Source organism: Prosthecobacter fusiformis (assembly GCF_004364345.1).
Classification (GTDB): domain Bacteria; phylum Verrucomicrobiota; class Verrucomicrobiia; order Verrucomicrobiales; family Verrucomicrobiaceae; genus Prosthecobacter; species Prosthecobacter fusiformis.
The window spans coordinates 498016-515223 of the sequence record NZ_SOCA01000003.1 but is presented as its reverse complement, the minus strand read 5'-3'; the positions used below and the strand labels follow the sequence as shown (position 1 = coordinate 515223).

Here is a 17208-nt window from a genome sequence, read left to right as displayed (position 1 = left end):
AGTTGATCAACAAGCAATGTATTGCACTGTCTCAATGTTGTAAAAAAAATACAAAACTGGTGGAGTGCCGAACAATGCGTTCAGGTTTATAAAAAGAGCACATTAAGCACCTCTTATTTCTTCACACTTAAAAACGGCACCTCGATAAGAAATTCATTTACCGATAGCTGGTCAGGTACTCATTTACAAATCCGTCCAGGCACTCTCAGCCTATAAAAAGACGGCGATAATTTTCGGCCATCTGATCGGCCAGCTCCTCCATCGGAATGCCTCGCAGCTTTGCCAGCAGCTCATAGCTGACTCGAAGGTTGGCGGGATGATTCAGAGACTGATCACCCTGGACTAAGGGGTGATCATTCAAAAAATCTGGCGGGCGCATGTCCGGTGCATCGGTTTCAGCCAGGAGGCGGTCAATGGGGACCGACTTGAAGGTCTCCAATTGCGCGGCTTTACGCGGATGCCCAAAGTAGGGGGAAAGTGAAAAATAGGCCCCGTGTTTCACAAACCCAGGAATCATTTCCACAGGGCCACCATAGGAATGCAGGAGAAATCCACGAGTGGGCAACGGCTGCGTGCGCAGTTCCTCCTCCAGCATGCCCCAGGCGCGCAGGCAATGGATGGTGACGGGGCGGTCCATTTCCCGAGCCAGGGCTAGCTGGGTACGAAAGCAGTGAAGCTGAGCTTCGACGTCTGGGTTTTCGATCCAGCGGTCCAGGCCGATTTCCCCCACAGCGGACTGTGGAAACTGGCGCAGGAGGTCTGCCAAACGCTCACTCCATGCATGGCTGCGCTCCCTCACATACCATGGATGCAGGCCGAAGGAGGGCCTCACCCATGAATGCTGCCGGGCCAGGGAGGCAACGGCCTGCCAATCCTCTTCGGAGGTTCCATTGACTACGGCCTCCGTGAGGCCGGAGGTGGCGAGCTCTGCCATCACCTGAGGCCGCCAGGGGTCCAGGCGCTCATCTTGAAGGTGATTATGGGCATCGTAGAGCATGCGAGTCTGGGGAATAAATGGGCGGTCTCGTGCGTTTTATGGAGCGTCTTCAGCAACCGGCTGATAGCCTTCCCCATTCAAACCCATGAAACACACCCTGACAATCCTAGCCCTTGCCGCCAGCCTATTCACCAGCGCCTATGCAGGCGAGGGAGAAAAAGTGGACCTTCCCGCCCCTATGGTCACGGGGATCAACCAGGACGGAGCCACCGTGAACTTTGCCGATGTGTATGCCAAAGGCCCAACGGTGGTCTTCTTTTACCCGAAAGCTAACACTCCCGGCTGCACCAAGCAGGCCTGCTCTCTCCGTGATGCATTTGCCGACCTGACCAAAGAAGGCGTCCAGGTGCTGGGAGTGTCCTTCGACAAACCGGAAGCGCAGAAAAAATTCAAAGATGACTTTACCCTTCCCTATGACCTGATCGCCGATCCTGAAGGTAAAATCGTGGATGCCTTCAAGGTGGAACGCATTGTCAAAGGCACCATGAACCTGGCCAGCCGGCAGGCCTTCCTGGTCAAGGACGGCAAGATCGTTTGGAAAGACACGAAGGCCTCCACCAGTGAGCAGGCTGCTGATATCAAGCGCGTGCTCGCAGCCAAATAACTGTTGGGGAAACCTCTCTTGTAGAGACGTCGTCTGGAAACAGACGGCGTTTTTTTATTTCCGCACCGTACGTTGAGCGAGAACGGTCTTCACCAGGCGGATCATGTCCGCAGGTTCATAAGGTTTCGGCAGCACTGCAGCAAAGCCATACGCGGCGGGTTTGGCCATGACGGGGTCATCCGAATAACCGCTGGAAACGATGGCCAACACCTCAGGATCAAGCTGCCGCAGGCGCTCCATGGCACGGACGCCCCCCATTCCGTTCGGAATGGAAAGGTCCAGAATGACGAGGTCATAAGGGCGGCCTTCGACAAGGGACTCTTGATAAAGGCGCACAGTCTCACTGCCTTCAGCGCTTTCGGCGATTTCGTAATTTTGGCTGCTCAGATTGCGGACAATCAGGCTGCGCACCAATGGATCATCCTCAAGTACCAGAATGCGCGGCACGGAGGATTGAGGGGCGCTTTCAAAGGCGGAGCTGATGCCCATGGCATCCACTTCTTCACCCTCAGCATCCACGGGCAGGTAAAACCGTACGGTGGTACCATTCGCCGCTTCACTGCGCACTGCGATGGAGCCGCCATGTGCTTTGGCGATGGATTCACAAACGGTTAGGCCCAGACCGGTGGCATTTTCCGCCTTTCGTGTGCTGAAATAAGGCTCAAAGATATGGGCCAGATTTTCTGTGGAGATGCCTTCACCTCGGTCATTCACTTCAATGACCACGCCTGTGGGAAGTGAGGGCAGGTCGCTCAGCATGTCATGAGGAAACATTTCCCCAGGATCTGCAGCCAAGCAGCGGACAGTGATGACGCCGCCTTCTGGCTGAGCCTGCTCGGCATTGCGGATGAGATTGCCTAACAAACGACGTATCTGCGCGGGATCCACGGCCAGATTTGGCAAGTGAGGGGCCAGCTCCAGCCGGTATTCGATGCGCGTGGCACGGCTGTGATGAAGAAAGAACTGCTCCACCAAATCCCCGAGCTGGGTTGGCCGTTTGATGGGGGCACCTCCGCGCGCAAAGGTCAGCAATTGCTGCACCAAACCCTGGGCCTGCAGAGTGGCATGCTTGGCAGTGTGCAGTTCAGGCAATTGCACGGCGCTACGCAGCCGCATCTCGGCCAGGGAAATATTCCCCAGCAGGACGGTCAGCAGGTTATTAAATTCATGAGCAAACCCTCGGGCCAAAAGGCCGAGTGATTCGAGCCGGTCCATGCGGTTGCGTCGCTCAGCCTCTTCACGTCGGCTGGTGATGTCCTGCATGAGGACGAGCAGGCCCTCCGCAAAAGGATGACCGCGAACCTCCAGCCAGGTCTGCTTTTCTTCAAAGTAAAGTTCTCGAGTGACTGACTCCCGATGGAGCAGCGCATGGGCCAGCGCTTCATAATGAGATTCACGCGTGGCTGTGGGCAACAGGTCCCAGAGATTTGCGCCCAAAAGTTTTTCAGGCCCACGTTCAAAGAGCTTCTGCGCACTGGCATTGGCATAGATGAGCTGCCAGCGGCTATCCAAAGCGATGAGGGGATCCGAGATGCTTTCAACCACATCCACCAGAGGTGCCTGGGCAGCGCGCTCCGCCGGGGACGGGGATGGAGGCTCCTCCGATACAGTCACAGACAATCCGCGGAAAAGAATCACCACACCGGTCAATTGACCCGCCTGATCACGAAGCGGAGTGGAGCGATCCTGCACAGCCACCCGGTTGCCATTGAGAGTGGTCAGCCAGACGGTGCGCTCTGCGGCTGGCTGGGTAGCTGAACTCAATTCCACAGCCGCAGGTTCACCGCTCGCATGATAGATGCGGAAAACTTCATGCAGTGATCTGCCGACCACTTGCTGCTGCTCCCAGCCTGTGATCCGGGCTGCGGCCGGATTCATGAACACAATCACCCCGGCCAAATCGGCGGCGATGACACCATCCGCCAGACTTTGAAAGGCTTCGAAATAACTCTGCTCACGGCGTACGCGAGCGAGATCATTGAGATGCCGTGTGGCCGCCACTTCCACCGCCAGGCGCAGCTCATCCTGATTGAATGGCTTTAAAAGATAACCATGGGGCTGGGTCTCACGGGCTCTCTGTACAGTTTCCTGATCGGCACACGCAGTCACATAGACCACGGCGACATCGCCTTTCTGCTGCAAGCGTTTGGTCGTCTCGATCCCGTCCAGGGCACCGTCCAGATGCACATCCATGAGTACCAGCTCAGGCCTCAGCTCGTCATATAACCGCAGCGCCTCTTCGCCAGTGGGACAAGTGCCAACGACGCGATAGCCGAGGCCGGTCAGACACGCGGCCATGTCACAGCCGACGAGCCCTTCGTTCTCGACGATTAGAATACGGATGCGGTCAGAACCATTCATTTTGAATTAACGATACCACGCTAACTCTAAATATCAGCATATGCTATAGGAAATCGCAATTGAATTTCAGTGCCACCAGAATTGCTGGCTCCCACATTGAGCTGACCACGCATCTGCTCGGCAAACACGGCCAATATTTTCAAACCGAGACCTGGAGAAGCCGCCGCCGAAAAATCGGGCGGAAACCCTGCCCCGTCATCAGATACGACCAAGCGGCCTCCTTGGGAGCCGAAAGTAAGGTTTACTTTCACCGCGCCCGATCGGTCGCCAGGAAAGCCATGCTCAAAACTGTTTGAGAGCGTTTCGTTGAGCGTGAGGGCCAGCGGCATCAGCCATTCTTGCTGAATGTTCCCTTCCTCCAAATCCAACCTTACGGCCACCCGCTCTGGAGAAATATCATAACAATCACGCAGGCGCTGGACGAGCCCACTGGCAAAGACGCTGAAGTTTTCTGCGGTACCCAGAGCGATCTGATAGAGGTGCTGGTGCAGTTCAGCGATGGCGCGCACACGGTTCTGGCTAGAGCGCAAAGCGGTGCGGGCGGTGCTGTCCGTGATGGTATTCGATTCCAGATTGAGCAGGCTGGAAATAATCTGCAGGTGGTTCTTGATCCGGTGATGCGTTTCGCTCAGCAGCAATTTTTCCCGGGAAAGATCTGCGACAGGCCAAGCCGAAGTCAGCAACGTCTGAAAAAGCGGCTGCGAATTGGGGTCCATGCCCGTGAAAGCAGGGCCGAAGGAATTTTCCGTGGGGATTCCAGCGATGGACGCATCATAGAGGTCGAAATCAAAACCACCACCACCTGAGGCAACCACTCGCAAATGACAGGACTGCCGCGTTCCATCGCGTGTGAAGCAATCCAGTGTCGAAACCGGGTCTGAACTCTGGGCCAGTCTCGTCAGTTCCGTGTAAAAACCCGTGGGGTCAGAAGGGCGGAAATGCAGATGCAGTGCGCGGCCTTTCGCATCGCTTTCTGTAAGGCCGAGCAATTCCATTCCACGGGGAGAGATCTCTTTGATCCTTCCATTCACATTGGTGCGCAGCAGTCTTTCTGTGGATGTCCCCATGCGCTTCGAAGACAGTCCGGCAGACACAGGCCCTGGGGCCGAAGCGATGCCGGACGGGACCGCCTTAACGGCTTCCTTTTTCTGGAAGAAATGTACCGTGCAGTGGGGCTCTCCCGAGGAATCCAAAACCTGCGCCAAGGTAAGCAGAGCGGGCACAGACTCCCGCCCAGGTTGAAGTACCTTAACCTCAAGCGAGGTACTACGTTCTCCGCTTTCCTGCATCTGGCGCACCGTCTCGCGGCGTGCACGCGCATCCTGCGGATCCAGCCAGGCATCAAGAGGATAACGGCGGAGTTCGGTCTTCGGATGGCCTAACAAAATTTCCGCCAAATGATTGACCTCAAAGACGGATCCGGCTTTGTCCATCAAGACCACAGGAACAGGGCACTCATGCAGCAAGGTGCGGAATTTGGCCTCCGTGGCACGCAACTGCTCCTCATGGCGGCAATGCTCCGTGGCATCCTGGATGCACACAAGAAGCCCCCCTCCTGGCAGCCCCGAAGGCTGAAACTCCAGCTCCTTCAGCAGACCATCAGCCGTGGCCAGGGAAAAGATGCGCGTGAGCTGACGACGCCAGACGTCATCTCGCCAAAGCAACGTCACCTCTGTACGATGTTCGTCGTTAGGGCAGGCCGCACTGAGCCAATTTTCCACCGTCTCCTCCCTGCGCAGAGGGCGACCGAGCAGTTTCGTCAACGGCTCATTTTGATACAGCGGTGTGCCCAAGTCATCCAGGACCAGGACACCACAAGGCAGGGCATCCAGATACTGCCGCACACGGGAATCTCTCTGGGTAAAAACACGCTCTGCCTCGTGAAGGGTGCGCAGTTCCTGGCGTGCCCGCGCCAGCTCATCCTGCAAGCGGCGCATTTCCAGAGCCTGGCTTGAACTCTCCGCCTGCGGCTGGGATATACTGGCCACCGCATTGGCAATAGCGGGCAAATTCGGGGGGGCGGTAAAATTCACGCGCGGGGGCGCTGGCGGTGCAGCCATGGCTGGCAGCAGCATCGCCAAATAGCGCTTGGCCTCACCACCCTCACAATGCGTGATCAACCAGCGCTGTGGGGGTGCCTTCTCCGCATCCGTAAAAATTTGGCGCTGCATGGCAGGCATTTCCATCACCCAGCCCGTGGAGCGCGCCTCACCAGCCAGCTTTTCCAAAACGCCACCCCATGACAATTGCAGGCGTGAGGCTTCCCGAGGATCTGCAAAAACTTCCCAAAATGCGGAGGCACCTTCCTGGATACCACGGGAGAGTCCCATCTCTGCAGCAGCGGTATTCGTCTGCTGCACGATTCCCATTTCATCCAGCATGACCATCGGCAGGTTGGTATTGACCAGTTGGAGATGAGGGGCCTTTTCTTCCTTGGATTCTACAGGTGGCTCCCCCTCCGGCACCAGGGCCTGGAGGGCCGCGGCATTGCCGAACTTTTCACAAGTCACCATCAGACCGCCCACACTGGCGTCTTTCTTCCTCCGCCACGGCCGGACTTCCCAGCGGTAAACGACCCGCCGTCCATCCGGACCCGAGAGGGCATCATGCTCACTGCGGACAACGTGCCCCTGGAGCGCACGGTCATAGACCTGCCTCCATCCTGGATGCATGACAGGAAAGACATCGTACTGACTCCGCCCGATCAATGGATGCACGCCCTGAAGTGAAAACTCTTCTATCCAGGAGCGGTTGGCCAGCATGTAGTGCATCTGGTCGTCAAACATGGCCATGGCTACAGGCGCGTTTTCAATCAGCACTCCCAGAACCACTTCCATGTCCTCAGCGGGGCGGATGCCTTCCCCAGCATCTTCCATCCCAGTCCTCAGTGCAGAGGAGGGAGAATGCTTGGGGTGAATCACGTTTCGGAGGACGGATGAGGACATTGAGTAAGCCTAAAGGCTGAAAGTCGGTTTTTTTTAAATATAAGCGCAGGTCAACTTCTCAACAAGGCGAATCCTGGGTGAATTGAGTCTCATTTCAGCAAAAAGTAAGGGCTTATGTCACTCCCTGTGATAGGGTTCATTTCGAAGAATACTATACGCGCGATAGAGCTGCTCAGCCAGGACAACGAGAGCTATTTCATGCTGCAAAGTAAACGAGGATAAGGTCCAGCATTCATCAGCCTGCTTGCGGAAGGATTCACTGTGCCCGTCGGCACCACCAATGATAAGGCTGGCGCGCTTGGTGCCGTGAAGGTCTTTTTGTTCGATCCAACGCGCCAGCTCCAAGCTGCGATAGGCCTTCCCACGCTCATCCAGGATCAGGCGGAGGCTATCGGAACTGGCCTGTAAAAGCTGCCCTTCCACGAGGTCCCGAGGCCCCTCTTTAATGACCACGTGCTCCACCTTCGCTACCCGCCTCAACCGGTGCAGATAATCCTCCGCTCCGAGCCGTGCCCAGGTGAGTGCCGGTTTCCCGACAGTGATGAGTTTCCAGTGCATGTGTATCTTATCGGATAAAAATGAATCACTGCCAACTTATGGAAAATCTAAATAAAGCCAGAAATTAAAGCGATTATTACTGTCTGGGTTAACCATTGCAGTTGCGTAATCTTAAAAAAACCCTAAAATGACCGAGCGAATTCAAAAAAACGCACTTACGCCATGCTTCACTCCCAGATGCTCCCCCGGCTCCGTCTTCCCTTAATGGGTATCACCGCAGTGGCTCTCGCCTCTTGCTCCATGCCTCCCCGTGAAGCCTGGAACCAGATTCAAAACGAAGGCCTGATTTCCTATTATATTAGCAAGCCTTCAGGTGCGCCGTTGTCCTCCACCTCCCGCGTGGTGGCCCAGAACAAAGCACCTGTGGAAGCTCCAAAACGCCAAGCTCCAACTCCAGTCGATAACAGTAATCTGCCTGTGGCCCGTGCCGTGAGCGATCTTCCTGGCTACGTCCGCACTCCTTATACCAGCCCAGGACGCCTTGTTGACGTTCGCGGGATGAGCGCTGGCTCCAAAGTCGTCTGCCCATATACCCAGAAGCCTTTCATTGTCCCTGGTGGCATTGACAGCACACCCCGTGTCGCTGCTTCCACGCCTGCACCCAAAGTCCAGACGACTGAAAGCCAGCCAAAACCGCGCACTTCCGTGACGGTCCCGGTGCCATCCTCCACTCCAAGCAAAGTGGCGGCCATCACACCTGCTCCAGAGCCTAAGCTTGAGCCAGCTCCTGCTCAGGATACACCAGCACCCGCGACGGCTCCTGCTCCAGCCTCAGATCTCCCTTATGGCTCCGCCATCCCAGGACGCGCCGGATTTGTGAACAGCCCTTACGCTGCCAAGCATCAGCTCGTGGACGTCACCGGCCTTCCTACCGGTATGGAAGTGAAGTGCCCTTACACAGGCAAGCTTTTCCGCGTGCCGCCACAGTAGTCTGAATCTCCCGTTCGTTGTGAAAACCCCGCCCTGGTGTGAGCCAGGCGGGGTTTTGTTTTGGGGGGTATCCCGTCACAAAGGTCATCACCTTCCGCATTCTCGTCCTGGGTATGTGATCAGCGTCCCTTTTAAAAAGCGAAGCAATCACAGCCGGATCCCCATAGCTGCCCCAATACCTTGGGCCCACTCTCAGGCCCACTGCGTCGCATCACTCTCGGCGCAGCCCACGGGGCAAAAGAGATCGCACGTTCACTGCGGATAAATCCAGGTGCCCCATATCCGCCAAACTTCGCCACAGGTGACCAGTCCGGCGTCACTGGCAATTCCGGCGGCGCGAGATCTTTAAACTCCGCCTCCCCCCACACAGGCTGACCACCTAGGAGGGTAAGCACGCTGTGAAGTCCTTTAATCTCCTCCTCCGGCACGCTGAAATAATCCCCACTGAGCACGATCAAATCCGCCAGTTGCCCGGGCTTCAAAACACCCTTCTTTTCCTCATCTCGGCTGAACCAGGCACTTCCTTGGGTATAAAGGCGCAAGGCCTCTTCACGGCTCAGGCAGTTCTTTTCAGGATACAATCCGAGCCCGCCCACTGTCCTGCCCGTGACCAGCCAGTAAAGGGAGTTCCAGGGATTGTAGTTGGCCACACGCGTGGCATCCGTACCCGCACCCACCGGCACTCCCATTTCCAGCATGCGCCTCACCGGGGGTGTCCGCTCCGCCGCAGCCGCACCGTAACGGTCCACAAAGTATTCCCCCTGAAAGGCCATGCGATGCTGGATGGCAATCCCTCCGCCCAGTGTCTTCACCCGCTCGATGTTCTTGTCACTGATCGTCTCGCAATGGTCAAAGAACCAGTGCAGGCCCTCTAGCGGCACCTCCTGGTTCACCTCTTCAAACACATTCAGGAAACGGGTGATGCTTTCCTCATACGTCGCATGCAGACGGAAAGGCCAGCGGTTCTTCGCCAGTAACGACACCACCTCCTTCAGTTCTGTCTCCAGTGTTGGCGGCAGGTCAGGGCGCGGTTCCAGGAAGTCCTCAAAGTCCGCAGCGCTAAAGACCAGCATCTCCCCTGCCCCGTTCACCCGGTAATAATCATCCCCCGAATCCGGTTGGGTCATACCGATCCAGCGGGCGAAATCATCCTTCTCCTGCCCCTTGTTTTGCGTGAACAAATTATACGCAATCCGCAGCGTCAGCTCACCGCGTTTGTGCAGCTCCGCCACCACCTCATAGTCATCCGGGTAGTTTTGAAAACCACCGCCTGCATCACACACACTGGTTAGGCCGAGGCGGTTCAACTCCCGCATGAAATGGCGTGTTGAATTATACTGATACTCTATCGGTAGCTTGGGCCCCTTCGCCAGAGTCGCATACAGAATCATCGCATTGGGCCGCGCGATGAGCAGCCCCGTCGGATCTCCATTCTTGTCCCGCTGGATTTCGCCTCCGGGTGGATTGGGCGAATTATTGTCATACCCCACTGCTTTCAAAGCCGCACGATTCAGCATCGCATGACAGTAGAGATGCAGGATGAAAACCGGCGTGTCCGGCGCCGCCTTGTTGATCTCCTCCAGAGTCGGCATGCGCTTCTCAGCAAATTGAAACTCGCTCCATCCTCCGACGACTCTCACCCACTGCGGAGCGGGAGTACGATCTGCCTGGATCTTCAGCAAAGACAGCGCATCAGACAGAGACGTCACCCCGTCCCAACGCAGTTCCAGATTGTAGTTCAAGCCACCCCGGATGACGTGCAGATGGCTATCATACAGCCCAGGGACCACCCGCCTTCCCTTCAGGTCGATACGGCGCGTCTGCGGCGTAGAAATGTCCGCATATTCCTCCCCTTCATCCACCCCGAGAATCCGCCCTCCGCCGATGGCCATGTTACTCGCTTCCGGATAATCCGGGTCCAGCGTGGTGATGCGTCCGTTATACAGAATAAGGTCAGCCGGGGTCGTCGTATCGAGGGACATAACTTTAAGTGAGGTAAAAAAGGTTGGTTATAAATCAGCGCCACGTCATCGCGGAAAACGTCATGCACGGGGATGCAGCCAGGCATGCATCAGCTTCGTCACGGTCGGCATGACCAGCCATGTCAGGCACACCACCATGCAGCCGGAGATGATCAGGGCGGAGAGAGGCTTCGGCATGGCATGCAGGTGCGGGGCCAGTAGAAGCCCCAGCATCAGGCTGGTCGGATAAACGCCGATCCAGGTCGCCAGCGCCATCTTCCATCGCGGGGGCCGTGGCACATCCGGCTGGCGAAACCACGCTTCCAGTCCATGCAAATCCCGAAATTTTGGCGTTCCGTCCGCCAGATGGGCGATCTCCTTTTCCCAGTCCAGATACAGGTCCGAGGTATAAAATGCATCGCGATCCTGCGGGCTGGCAAAGGTGCGCATGATCCCATACTCAGGATTATCAGATCCCGGGGCAGGATGCAGCATCTGCACCCCGCGTGTACCTTCTACAGCCAGAGAGCGCTGCGCAAAGCGGTTCAGTCTTTCTTCGAACTCCGCCTCCTTCCCAGGGCGGACACGGCGGGTGATGGCGACATGGATGCTCATAAAAGAATAGGCACAGGTGAATCCGGCAGCGCGAGGGGCGGTCCACGCGCTGCCAGAGGGTTGTTAGTGTTTCAGGCCACCGGTCACCACTTGCGGCACCTGGGCAGACTGTGCTGCCTTGTGCACCATCGTATAGGCATACTCCACGCCCACACCATAGGCACCGCCCTGCTCTTTCAGGATGCCCATCAGGTTGTTATAATGATCACGGTTCTTCCAGTCACGCTGCCACTCCAGTAAAGCCGGGATCGTCGTCACGCGCGTGGCACCCGCCTGTACCATCCGGCTCATCGCCGCCTCATGGGCCGCAGGCGAGGTAGCCCCGCAGCAGTCCTCCACCACATAGATATTATACCCTGCACCGATCATCTCGATCGTCGGCCAGGTCACACACACTTCTGTCCATAGGCCGGTCATGAGGATGTTCTTCTTGCCAGTGGCCTCAATGGCCGCGCGGAATCCCGCATCATCCCAAGAATTCATGGAGGTACGCTCCACAATCGGCTGACCAGGAAACACATCCAGCAACTGAGGCCAAATGTAGCCGCTAAAGGATTCCGTCTCCACCGCCGTCAGCACGGCTGGCACATTGAATTCCTTCGCCACCTTGGCCAGTAGCGTCACATTGTTGATCAGCGTAGCCCGGTCAATATTGGCGACGCCAAAAGTCATCTGCGGTTGGTGGTCAATGAATACCACGGCAGTGTCTTCAGCCGTATAGAGTTGGTGATAATGGCTCATAGGTTATGATCAGATAATTTATTTTCCTGACTGCCGCACCATTATGCCGAAGATCCATTTTCGCACAATCAGGCACAAAAAAGTGCCTACCCTATGAGGGTTTAGAAGGAAAAAAACAAAGCTCATGCGGAAGCAGAACCGCGCGCGAACTCCTGCTGTCACAGGTTGCCCTTTGCCCCACCCAGGAATCCCGCATCCTTTTTGACAAAGCTCCCCTCATGCGGTCGTTACCTGCTTCTCATGTTCCGACCCTGCCTCTTTCTCCTTTCCCTTTTCCTGACGGTTGCATCCCAGGCCGCCACCCGGCCTAACGTCTTGTTCGTACTTTGCGATGACCTCCGCCCGGATGCCCTCGGCTGTTACGGATCCAAGCACGTCAAGACTCCAAACATCGACCGCTTGGCCGGTGAAGGCGTCCTTTTCCAGAATGCCTTTTGCACCACCTCCCTCTGCTCCCCCAGCCGCGCCTCCATCCTCAGCGGCCTCTATGCCCACACGCATGGCGTGACCAACAACTTCACCGAATACCCGGCTGCCATGGAAAGCTTCCCCCAGGTATTGCAGAAGGCAGGTTACGCCACTGCCTACATCGGCAAATATCACATGGGTGAGGAGAACGATGAACCCCGCCCCGGATACGATTATTTCGTTACCCACAAAGGCCAGGGCAAATACTTCGATACCGAGTTCAACTTCCACGGCCAAAAGCGGGAAGTCGTCAAAGGTTACTACACCACCGTCGTCACCGACATGACCCTCGACTGGCTCAAGAAACAAAGTGCGGATAAGCCCTGGTGCATGTTCCTGGGGCACAAGGCCCCCCACAGTTTTTATACCCCCGAGCCTAAGTACGAACATACCTTTGACGACGTCCGCGTGCCCTACCCCGCCACTGCTTTTCAGCTCAATGACAAACCCCAGTGGATCAAGGAGCGCCTCTACACCTGGCACGGCATTTATGGCCCCCTCTTCGAATGGCGGAAAAAATTCCCCGATGACCGTCCCGAGGCCGTCAAGGATTTCGAAAACATGGTTCATGGATACTGGGGCACCGTCCTCAGCGTGGATGACAGCATGGGCCGCCTCCGCGCTTACCTGGAGGAAACCGGCCAACTCGATAACACCCTCATCGTCTTCATGGGAGACAACGGCCTCCTGGAGGGAGAGCACGGCATGGTGGACAAGCGCACCGGGCACGAAGCCAGCCTCCGCATCCCCATCGTCGCCCGCTTCCCAGGCCTTAGCACAGAAGGCAAAAAGATCCCCCAACAGGTCCTCACCGTGGACATGGCCCCCAGCATTCTGGATCTCTGCGGAGCACCCGCCCTGCCCAAAATCCATGGTCAATCCTGGACCAAACTTGTCAGAGAGGGCGATGCCGACTGGCGCAAAAGCTGGTTCTACCACTACAACTACGAAAAACAGTTCCCTTATACCCCCAACGTCCGCGCCATCCGCACCGATGAATGGAAGTACATCCATTACCCCCACGGCAATGGCAGCCCCGACCGCCACCTGGCCGAGCTGTACAACCTGAAGGACGATCCCGATGAAACCAAAAACCTCATCAGCAAACCCGAGTTCGTCAGCAAAGTCTCCGAACTCCAGGCCGAACTCTCCAAACTCATGTCCGCCACCGGCCTAACCCCAGGGACTGACAAAATGCCCCTCGACGAAGGCGTAAAGTCCGAGCTTCCGGACGCGAAAATCCGGTGAGGCGCTCCCTGCATCAAACTCATCACCATGTTGATGTTTCGCCCGTCACCAGCACACAGACGGGTGGTCGCATATTTCATAAACAGATCTCACCCGCAAATTTTTCATTCCTTAGCCGCTCATCTCTATTCCAATGTTTTGAAGCTGCTTTTTAACGTCAGGCGTTCGACCAACACTCTTCAGCCAGGACGCCCGGAGAGACTGCCAAGCTTTTTCCAAGCCTCCGTGTTCCGTTTTAAACTCATCGTCTAATCCATATTGTGTGTTACAGCATGGACAGATGTTCCACGAGAACGCCAGCCCCCCTCCGAGTTCGCGACCGGTGGCCGATCCCATTGGACTAGATAGCCGCATACAGGACAAGCCGACTCCGCCTGATCATCAGGATTCAAGTATATCTTTCCTAGCTCGAATCCATCGAGCTCAATTGCTTTAGCTTTGAGAATCATTGTTTAAAATGCTGGTCCAGTATACCCCCGCTGTCGCGCCCAATCGAGCAGCGTCCCATTTTGAGGATTTGCTCGGAGGAATGTTATGCCGGCGGGATGAGGCAGACTCTCCATACCGCTTCAACTTTTTGGAGGCAGGCTAAGGTGGTCGCTGACTTCAACACCAATCTTCGTATTTGCCTGCCACATCTACTTCCTCCCCTTTAGCAGCAACCACAGCAGCCCAATCGTCGCGAAGATCAATACAACGGTAAGTCTCCACGGCGCTAAGGATGCCGGTCCCTCACTTGATTTGGACGGTGGTTTTATTTTATGGGTCTTCTTTAGTACTTTTGCTTGCGCGGTGGGTTGCGGCATGGCCAAGTGCACAGGCAATTCGGTTCGTCTGCTGAGTAAGTTGGCAGTCTCCACCGTGAGGTCGTAGAGACGGTTTTTGCTATTCGGCTTCGGTTGTAGGCGGGCTGCTAGGGCATCCAAGGCAACTTTGGCTCTTGCTGTCCCGGACTTCTACAGAGAGTAAACAGCGGTCTCCTGCATGCTGGGGATCGTGTCTAGATCTGGAGATAGCGCCGAGATCAAGATTTCTTCATTTTGACTGCTCGGGTTGCTTCCAAAAATACGCAAATAGCCTTCCGCAAAAAATGCGATCTATCAGCTCCTGTGTGGACAGTATGGAGAGTCCACTTTGTTTGAGCTTAAATGTCACTCATCAACCTTGGCGTATAGTCAGATCTTACTGCTAAAGCCTGCATCAATGCCCGCAGTCGATAGCTTTCTGCGTTTTGGTTTGCCAATTCACGTTTAAGCTTGGCCTACAGTGTTTCCGTAATGCCTGGTAAAGAGGCGAGTTCTCGTAACGCCTCATCAGCTTTCCTCATCTGAAAGTTTGAGTCAAAAAGCGGTTCAATCAGGCGCTCGACTGTTTGATCATTCGGGTCAACCGTTGACTGGCCAAGGACAATGTTGGTTGATAAGATTGCAGCGATTAGCCACCACCCTTGGAAGTAAAGTAGAGTTCTCATTGGCCGTCTTCATTGTAGATCATTTTTTCCTGCCAGCGATAAAGTTTTTTGGTTGAGCCGATGCCCTCCGTATTGCTTATTGCTGGTGCCGCTTTCATCAAGTCGTGGTCAATTATATGCTGCTCTCTGTTTTCCACGGCCCTCACTCGCTGCTCCATACTTCAGCGAAAGACAGGCCCCTCATTCCTGAGACTTTATAAAGCGTGTAAAAATCTTCCTGCGTGCCTGACTCATCGGTTGCTATGAAAATTGCAGACTTCCTTTGAGGGATACGGAAGATATATGAATCGCCGATCAACTTGGGAAAAAAAATTAACTTTTTGATCCCCATTCCATGATCGACTCCCTTTTCTTCTCCATTGGGACTTTTAAAGACCGTCTCTGCTAGGTTCAAGCAATTATAAGTAGCTGTTACATTGAGAAAGAAAATTTCCTCCTTAGTATCATTCAAGATTGTGGGATGAACATTTCCGCTTAATCCTAGAGGCACCCCTAAATCACTTAAATAAATGGCTTTATCGAACAATAAAACTTGGTTGCTCACGCTAAAAAAGCCATCCCCTCTTTTCGATGGATCAAGCAATTGGAATGAGGGTATTGGTGCATTCTCATCCAGAGCAGGAATATCACGCATGACAGTCCTGAAAAAGATATCTGGATCAGGCGTCGCAGCAACATGCCCAGCTTCGATTGTGTGCGATATAAGAAAGATTTTTTTAATCATGGCCAAGGATAATCATCGTCAGTGAGCTTCTTTGCGATTTTTTGAAGTTCGTTCTTGAGCGCATCCACATTTGCCGGGGTTGGATCAAGGTCGTTAAATTCCGCTAAATCATCTTGGAGCCGAGTGATGTATGGGCTAGACGCAGGATGGTTTTGATGATTTGGCCCGAGACCATCCAGCCAATCTGAGTTATCGCCAAACTGGTTGCGGGGGAACTGGGGTCAGGGTGCAAATAATTGACAAAATATTGAGTTCTCATTTCTCTTTGATAAACTCCTGTAATCTGGCTGGCAGTTTCTCCAGGGTTTTCTTTTCATCCAGTCGTCTCAATTGCTGGCTTACGTTGGCTGCAGTCTTCATCGCCAGATTTTCTGCAATCCACTGCTGCGTCACAGTCGTCTTTTTCCACAGCAGGTGCGCCAGCATCAGCTTCCTGGGGTCGGAGCCTTTCAGTCTCTCCAGATCTCCAGGCTTCAACCCGGCGGCTTTCAGACCTCCCTTCAGCCATTGCTGAGCCTGTTCCAGCGAGTGCATTCGCACGGCGGGTTGATTTTTGTAGCCTCTGGACACCGGGGGCCGGGTTGCGACCAGCTTCCTGGCGAGTTCACGCAGTTTTTCCCCGAAAGCCTGCTGCCCCCAATACCAGCCCCGGCGCAGATGGCTGCACCGGGCGTCCACCTCGTCCGGTAGCGCCGGGACACCGCAGGCTTTCATCGCCTCGGACATCCCACGCCGGTCCAGCCGCTCCACCATCCGGCGGCGGCCCCGCGTCGTATCATCCAGTTCAAACGCCTTCAGCCCAGCCTCCGCCGCCAGCCATTTGGCTCGGCGGGAAGGCACCAGGGCGTAACCTCCCGCCAGGCTGCTCCAGGGATAGTCCAGCAGGCTCTGGCCCGCCTTCGGCCTTACCAGGCCCGCACGCACCGGATTGAGATGGATGTAATCCATCAACGTCTGGTAATGATACCGGTCGTCCCCCTCCACCAACACCGCCTTATAACGGTCACCAAACACCCGGCCCCAGGCCCGGTGCTGCACGTTGTAACGGCGTGTGTAAGCATTCTGCAGCCAGGCCATGCCCGCTACCAGATTGGCCTCCGGCGTCTGGACAAACAGATGATAATGATTGCCCAAAAGCACCCACGCATGAACCCGCCAGCCTGTCCTTTCACAGGCCTCACTGAGCGCCTGGAGGAAGAAGCGCCGGTCATCCTCATCATGAAAGATGACCTCCCTCCGGTTACCTCGCGCCATCACATGATAATAAGCCCCCGGATATTGAATGCGTAAGCTCCGCGCCATAACCCCAATCTAAAGGCTCCGCCCATTCTGTCAATAATTTGCACCCTGACCCCGTTTTCAGGCACTTCGTTGTTGATTTTCCAGTATTCTCGATTGCGCTCAAGTTGAGATGGATGGAGAAACTTCATGGAATTTTCCTCAAGAGGTCCATATCCACTGGCCCACGCATAACCATGATTATGCAAGGATTTGTCTGTAATTTCAAAAAATGTATTAATAGTTTCCATTGGGAAAACGGGAAAATGGGGTCAAGCGACATGAAAGCTTGAACCCCAGTTCACAG

The 17208-nt window shown here is 55.3% G+C and carries 13 protein-coding genes; 3 read left to right on the top strand and 10 right to left on the bottom strand.

Annotation, left to right across the window (positions count from 1 at the left end; all coding sequences use genetic code 11):
• Positions 1 to 205 precede the first annotated feature (205 nt).
• On the bottom strand, positions 206 to 997 hold the full coding sequence (locus tag EI77_RS11330) for a TatD family hydrolase (RefSeq protein WP_133795372.1): 792 nt from the start codon (positions 995 to 997) through the stop codon (positions 206 to 208).
• An 85-nt stretch (positions 998 to 1082) separates the two neighbouring features.
• On the opposite strand from EI77_RS11330, the gene EI77_RS11325 reads away from it, so the two are divergent.
• On the top strand, positions 1083 to 1601 hold the full coding sequence (locus EI77_RS11325) for a peroxiredoxin (protein ID WP_133795371.1): 519 nt from the start codon (positions 1083 to 1085) through the stop codon (positions 1599 to 1601).
• A 54-nt stretch (positions 1602 to 1655) separates the two neighbouring features.
• Here EI77_RS11325 and EI77_RS11320 read toward each other — a convergent pair whose 3' ends face one another.
• From EI77_RS11320 to EI77_RS11310, 3 genes are all read right to left on the bottom strand, one after another.
• A complete protein-coding gene (locus EI77_RS11320; protein WP_133795370.1) occupies positions 1656 to 3962 on the bottom strand; it encodes a hybrid sensor histidine kinase/response regulator in 2307 nt (768 codons plus the stop codon).
• Between the two features lie 26 nt (positions 3963 to 3988).
• Positions 3989 to 6838: a PAS domain-containing protein gene (locus EI77_RS11315; protein WP_166647192.1), complete on the bottom strand. Its 2850-nt coding sequence runs from the start codon at positions 6836 to 6838 to the stop codon at positions 3989 to 3991.
• 186 nt (positions 6839 to 7024) lie between these two features.
• On the bottom strand, positions 7025 to 7465 hold the full coding sequence (locus EI77_RS11310; RefSeq protein ID WP_133795368.1) for a 23S rRNA (pseudouridine(1915)-N(3))-methyltransferase RlmH: 441 nt from the start codon (positions 7463 to 7465) through the stop codon (positions 7025 to 7027).
• A gap of 240 nt (positions 7466 to 7705) precedes the next feature.
• Between EI77_RS11310 and EI77_RS11305 the strand changes: the two genes are divergently transcribed.
• Positions 7706 to 8395: a hypothetical protein gene (locus EI77_RS11305; RefSeq protein ID WP_133795367.1), complete on the top strand. Its 690-nt coding sequence runs from the start codon at positions 7706 to 7708 to the stop codon at positions 8393 to 8395.
• Positions 8396 to 8526: 131 nt separating this feature from the next.
• Here the strand turns inward: EI77_RS11305 and EI77_RS11300 are convergent, their stop codons facing one another.
• The 3 genes from EI77_RS11300 to EI77_RS11290 all read right to left on the bottom strand — a co-directional run bounded on the left by EI77_RS11300 (position 8527) and on the right by EI77_RS11290 (position 11712).
• Entirely contained in the window at positions 8527 to 10377 is a 1851-nt protein-coding gene (locus EI77_RS11300; RefSeq protein ID WP_133795366.1) for an amidohydrolase, read from the bottom strand.
• Positions 10378 to 10437: 60 nt separating this feature from the next.
• Positions 10438 to 10971, bottom strand: a complete 534-nt coding sequence (locus tag EI77_RS11295) for an antibiotic biosynthesis monooxygenase (RefSeq protein WP_133795365.1) — start codon at positions 10969 to 10971, stop codon at positions 10438 to 10440.
• A 63-nt stretch (positions 10972 to 11034) separates the two neighbouring features.
• Positions 11035 to 11712: a hydrolase gene (locus tag EI77_RS11290; RefSeq protein WP_133795364.1), complete on the bottom strand. Its 678-nt coding sequence runs from the start codon at positions 11710 to 11712 to the stop codon at positions 11035 to 11037.
• Between the two features lie 240 nt (positions 11713 to 11952).
• Here EI77_RS11290 and EI77_RS11285 point away from each other — a divergent pair, with 240 nt between their 5' ends.
• Positions 11953 to 13428 carry a sulfatase family protein gene (locus tag EI77_RS11285; RefSeq protein ID WP_133795363.1) on the top strand — a complete coding sequence of 492 codons (1476 nt, stop codon included), beginning with the start codon at positions 11953 to 11955 and terminating at the stop codon, positions 13426 to 13428.
• A 1613-nt stretch (positions 13429 to 15041) separates the two neighbouring features.
• Here the strand turns inward: EI77_RS11285 and EI77_RS11280 are convergent.
• The 3 genes from EI77_RS11280 to EI77_RS23585 form a co-directional block, all read right to left on the bottom strand.
• Entirely contained in the window at positions 15042 to 15623 is a 582-nt protein-coding gene (locus tag EI77_RS11280; protein ID WP_133795362.1) for a hypothetical protein, read from the bottom strand.
• Between the two features lie 255 nt (positions 15624 to 15878).
• Positions 15879 to 16925, bottom strand: a complete 1047-nt coding sequence (locus tag EI77_RS11275; protein WP_133795361.1) for a transposase — start codon at positions 16923 to 16925, stop codon at positions 15879 to 15881.
• The gene (locus EI77_RS23585; RefSeq protein WP_133795360.1) at positions 16877 to 17152 is read right to left on the bottom strand and encodes a hypothetical protein; all 276 of its coding nucleotides are present in this window, start codon (positions 17150 to 17152) and stop codon (positions 16877 to 16879) included. Before EI77_RS23585 ends, EI77_RS11275 begins: the two co-directional genes overlap by 49 nt.
• Positions 17153 to 17208 lie beyond the last annotated feature (56 nt).

What these genes read in the sequence shown, in the direction of transcription:
- EI77_RS11310 (WP_133795368.1), bottom strand. Translation starts at nt 7,465, where the DNA reads ATGCACTGGAAACTCATCACTGTCGGGAAACCGGCACTCACCTGGGCA.
- EI77_RS11325 (WP_133795371.1), top strand. Translation starts at nt 1,083, where the DNA reads ATGAAACACACCCTGACAATCCTAGCCCTTGCCGCCAGCCTATTCACC.
- EI77_RS11315 (WP_166647192.1), bottom strand. Translation starts at nt 6,838, where the DNA reads ATGGAAGATGCTGGGGAAGGCATCCGCCCCGCTGAGGACATGGAAGTG.
- EI77_RS11285 (WP_133795363.1), top strand. Translation starts at nt 11,953, where the DNA reads ATGTTCCGACCCTGCCTCTTTCTCCTTTCCCTTTTCCTGACGGTTGCA.
- EI77_RS11290 (WP_133795364.1), bottom strand. Translation starts at nt 11,712, where the DNA reads ATGAGCCATTATCACCAACTCTATACGGCTGAAGACACTGCCGTGGTA.
- EI77_RS23585 (WP_133795360.1), bottom strand. Translation starts at nt 17,152, where the DNA reads ATGGAAACTATTAATACATTTTTTGAAATTACAGACAAATCCTTGCAT.
- EI77_RS11330 (WP_133795372.1), bottom strand. Translation starts at nt 997, where the DNA reads ATGCTCTACGATGCCCATAATCACCTTCAAGATGAGCGCCTGGACCCC.
- EI77_RS11320 (WP_133795370.1), bottom strand. Translation starts at nt 3,962, where the DNA reads ATGAATGGTTCTGACCGCATCCGTATTCTAATCGTCGAGAACGAAGGG.
- EI77_RS11280 (WP_133795362.1), bottom strand. Translation starts at nt 15,623, where the DNA reads ATGATTAAAAAAATCTTTCTTATATCGCACACAATCGAAGCTGGGCAT.
- EI77_RS11300 (WP_133795366.1), bottom strand. Translation starts at nt 10,377, where the DNA reads ATGTCCCTCGATACGACGACCCCGGCTGACCTTATTCTGTATAACGGA.
- EI77_RS11275 (WP_133795361.1), bottom strand. Translation starts at nt 16,925, where the DNA reads ATGGCGCGGAGCTTACGCATTCAATATCCGGGGGCTTATTATCATGTG.
- EI77_RS11295 (WP_133795365.1), bottom strand. Translation starts at nt 10,971, where the DNA reads ATGAGCATCCATGTCGCCATCACCCGCCGTGTCCGCCCTGGGAAGGAG.
- EI77_RS11305 (WP_133795367.1), top strand. Translation starts at nt 7,706, where the DNA reads ATGCCTCCCCGTGAAGCCTGGAACCAGATTCAAAACGAAGGCCTGATT.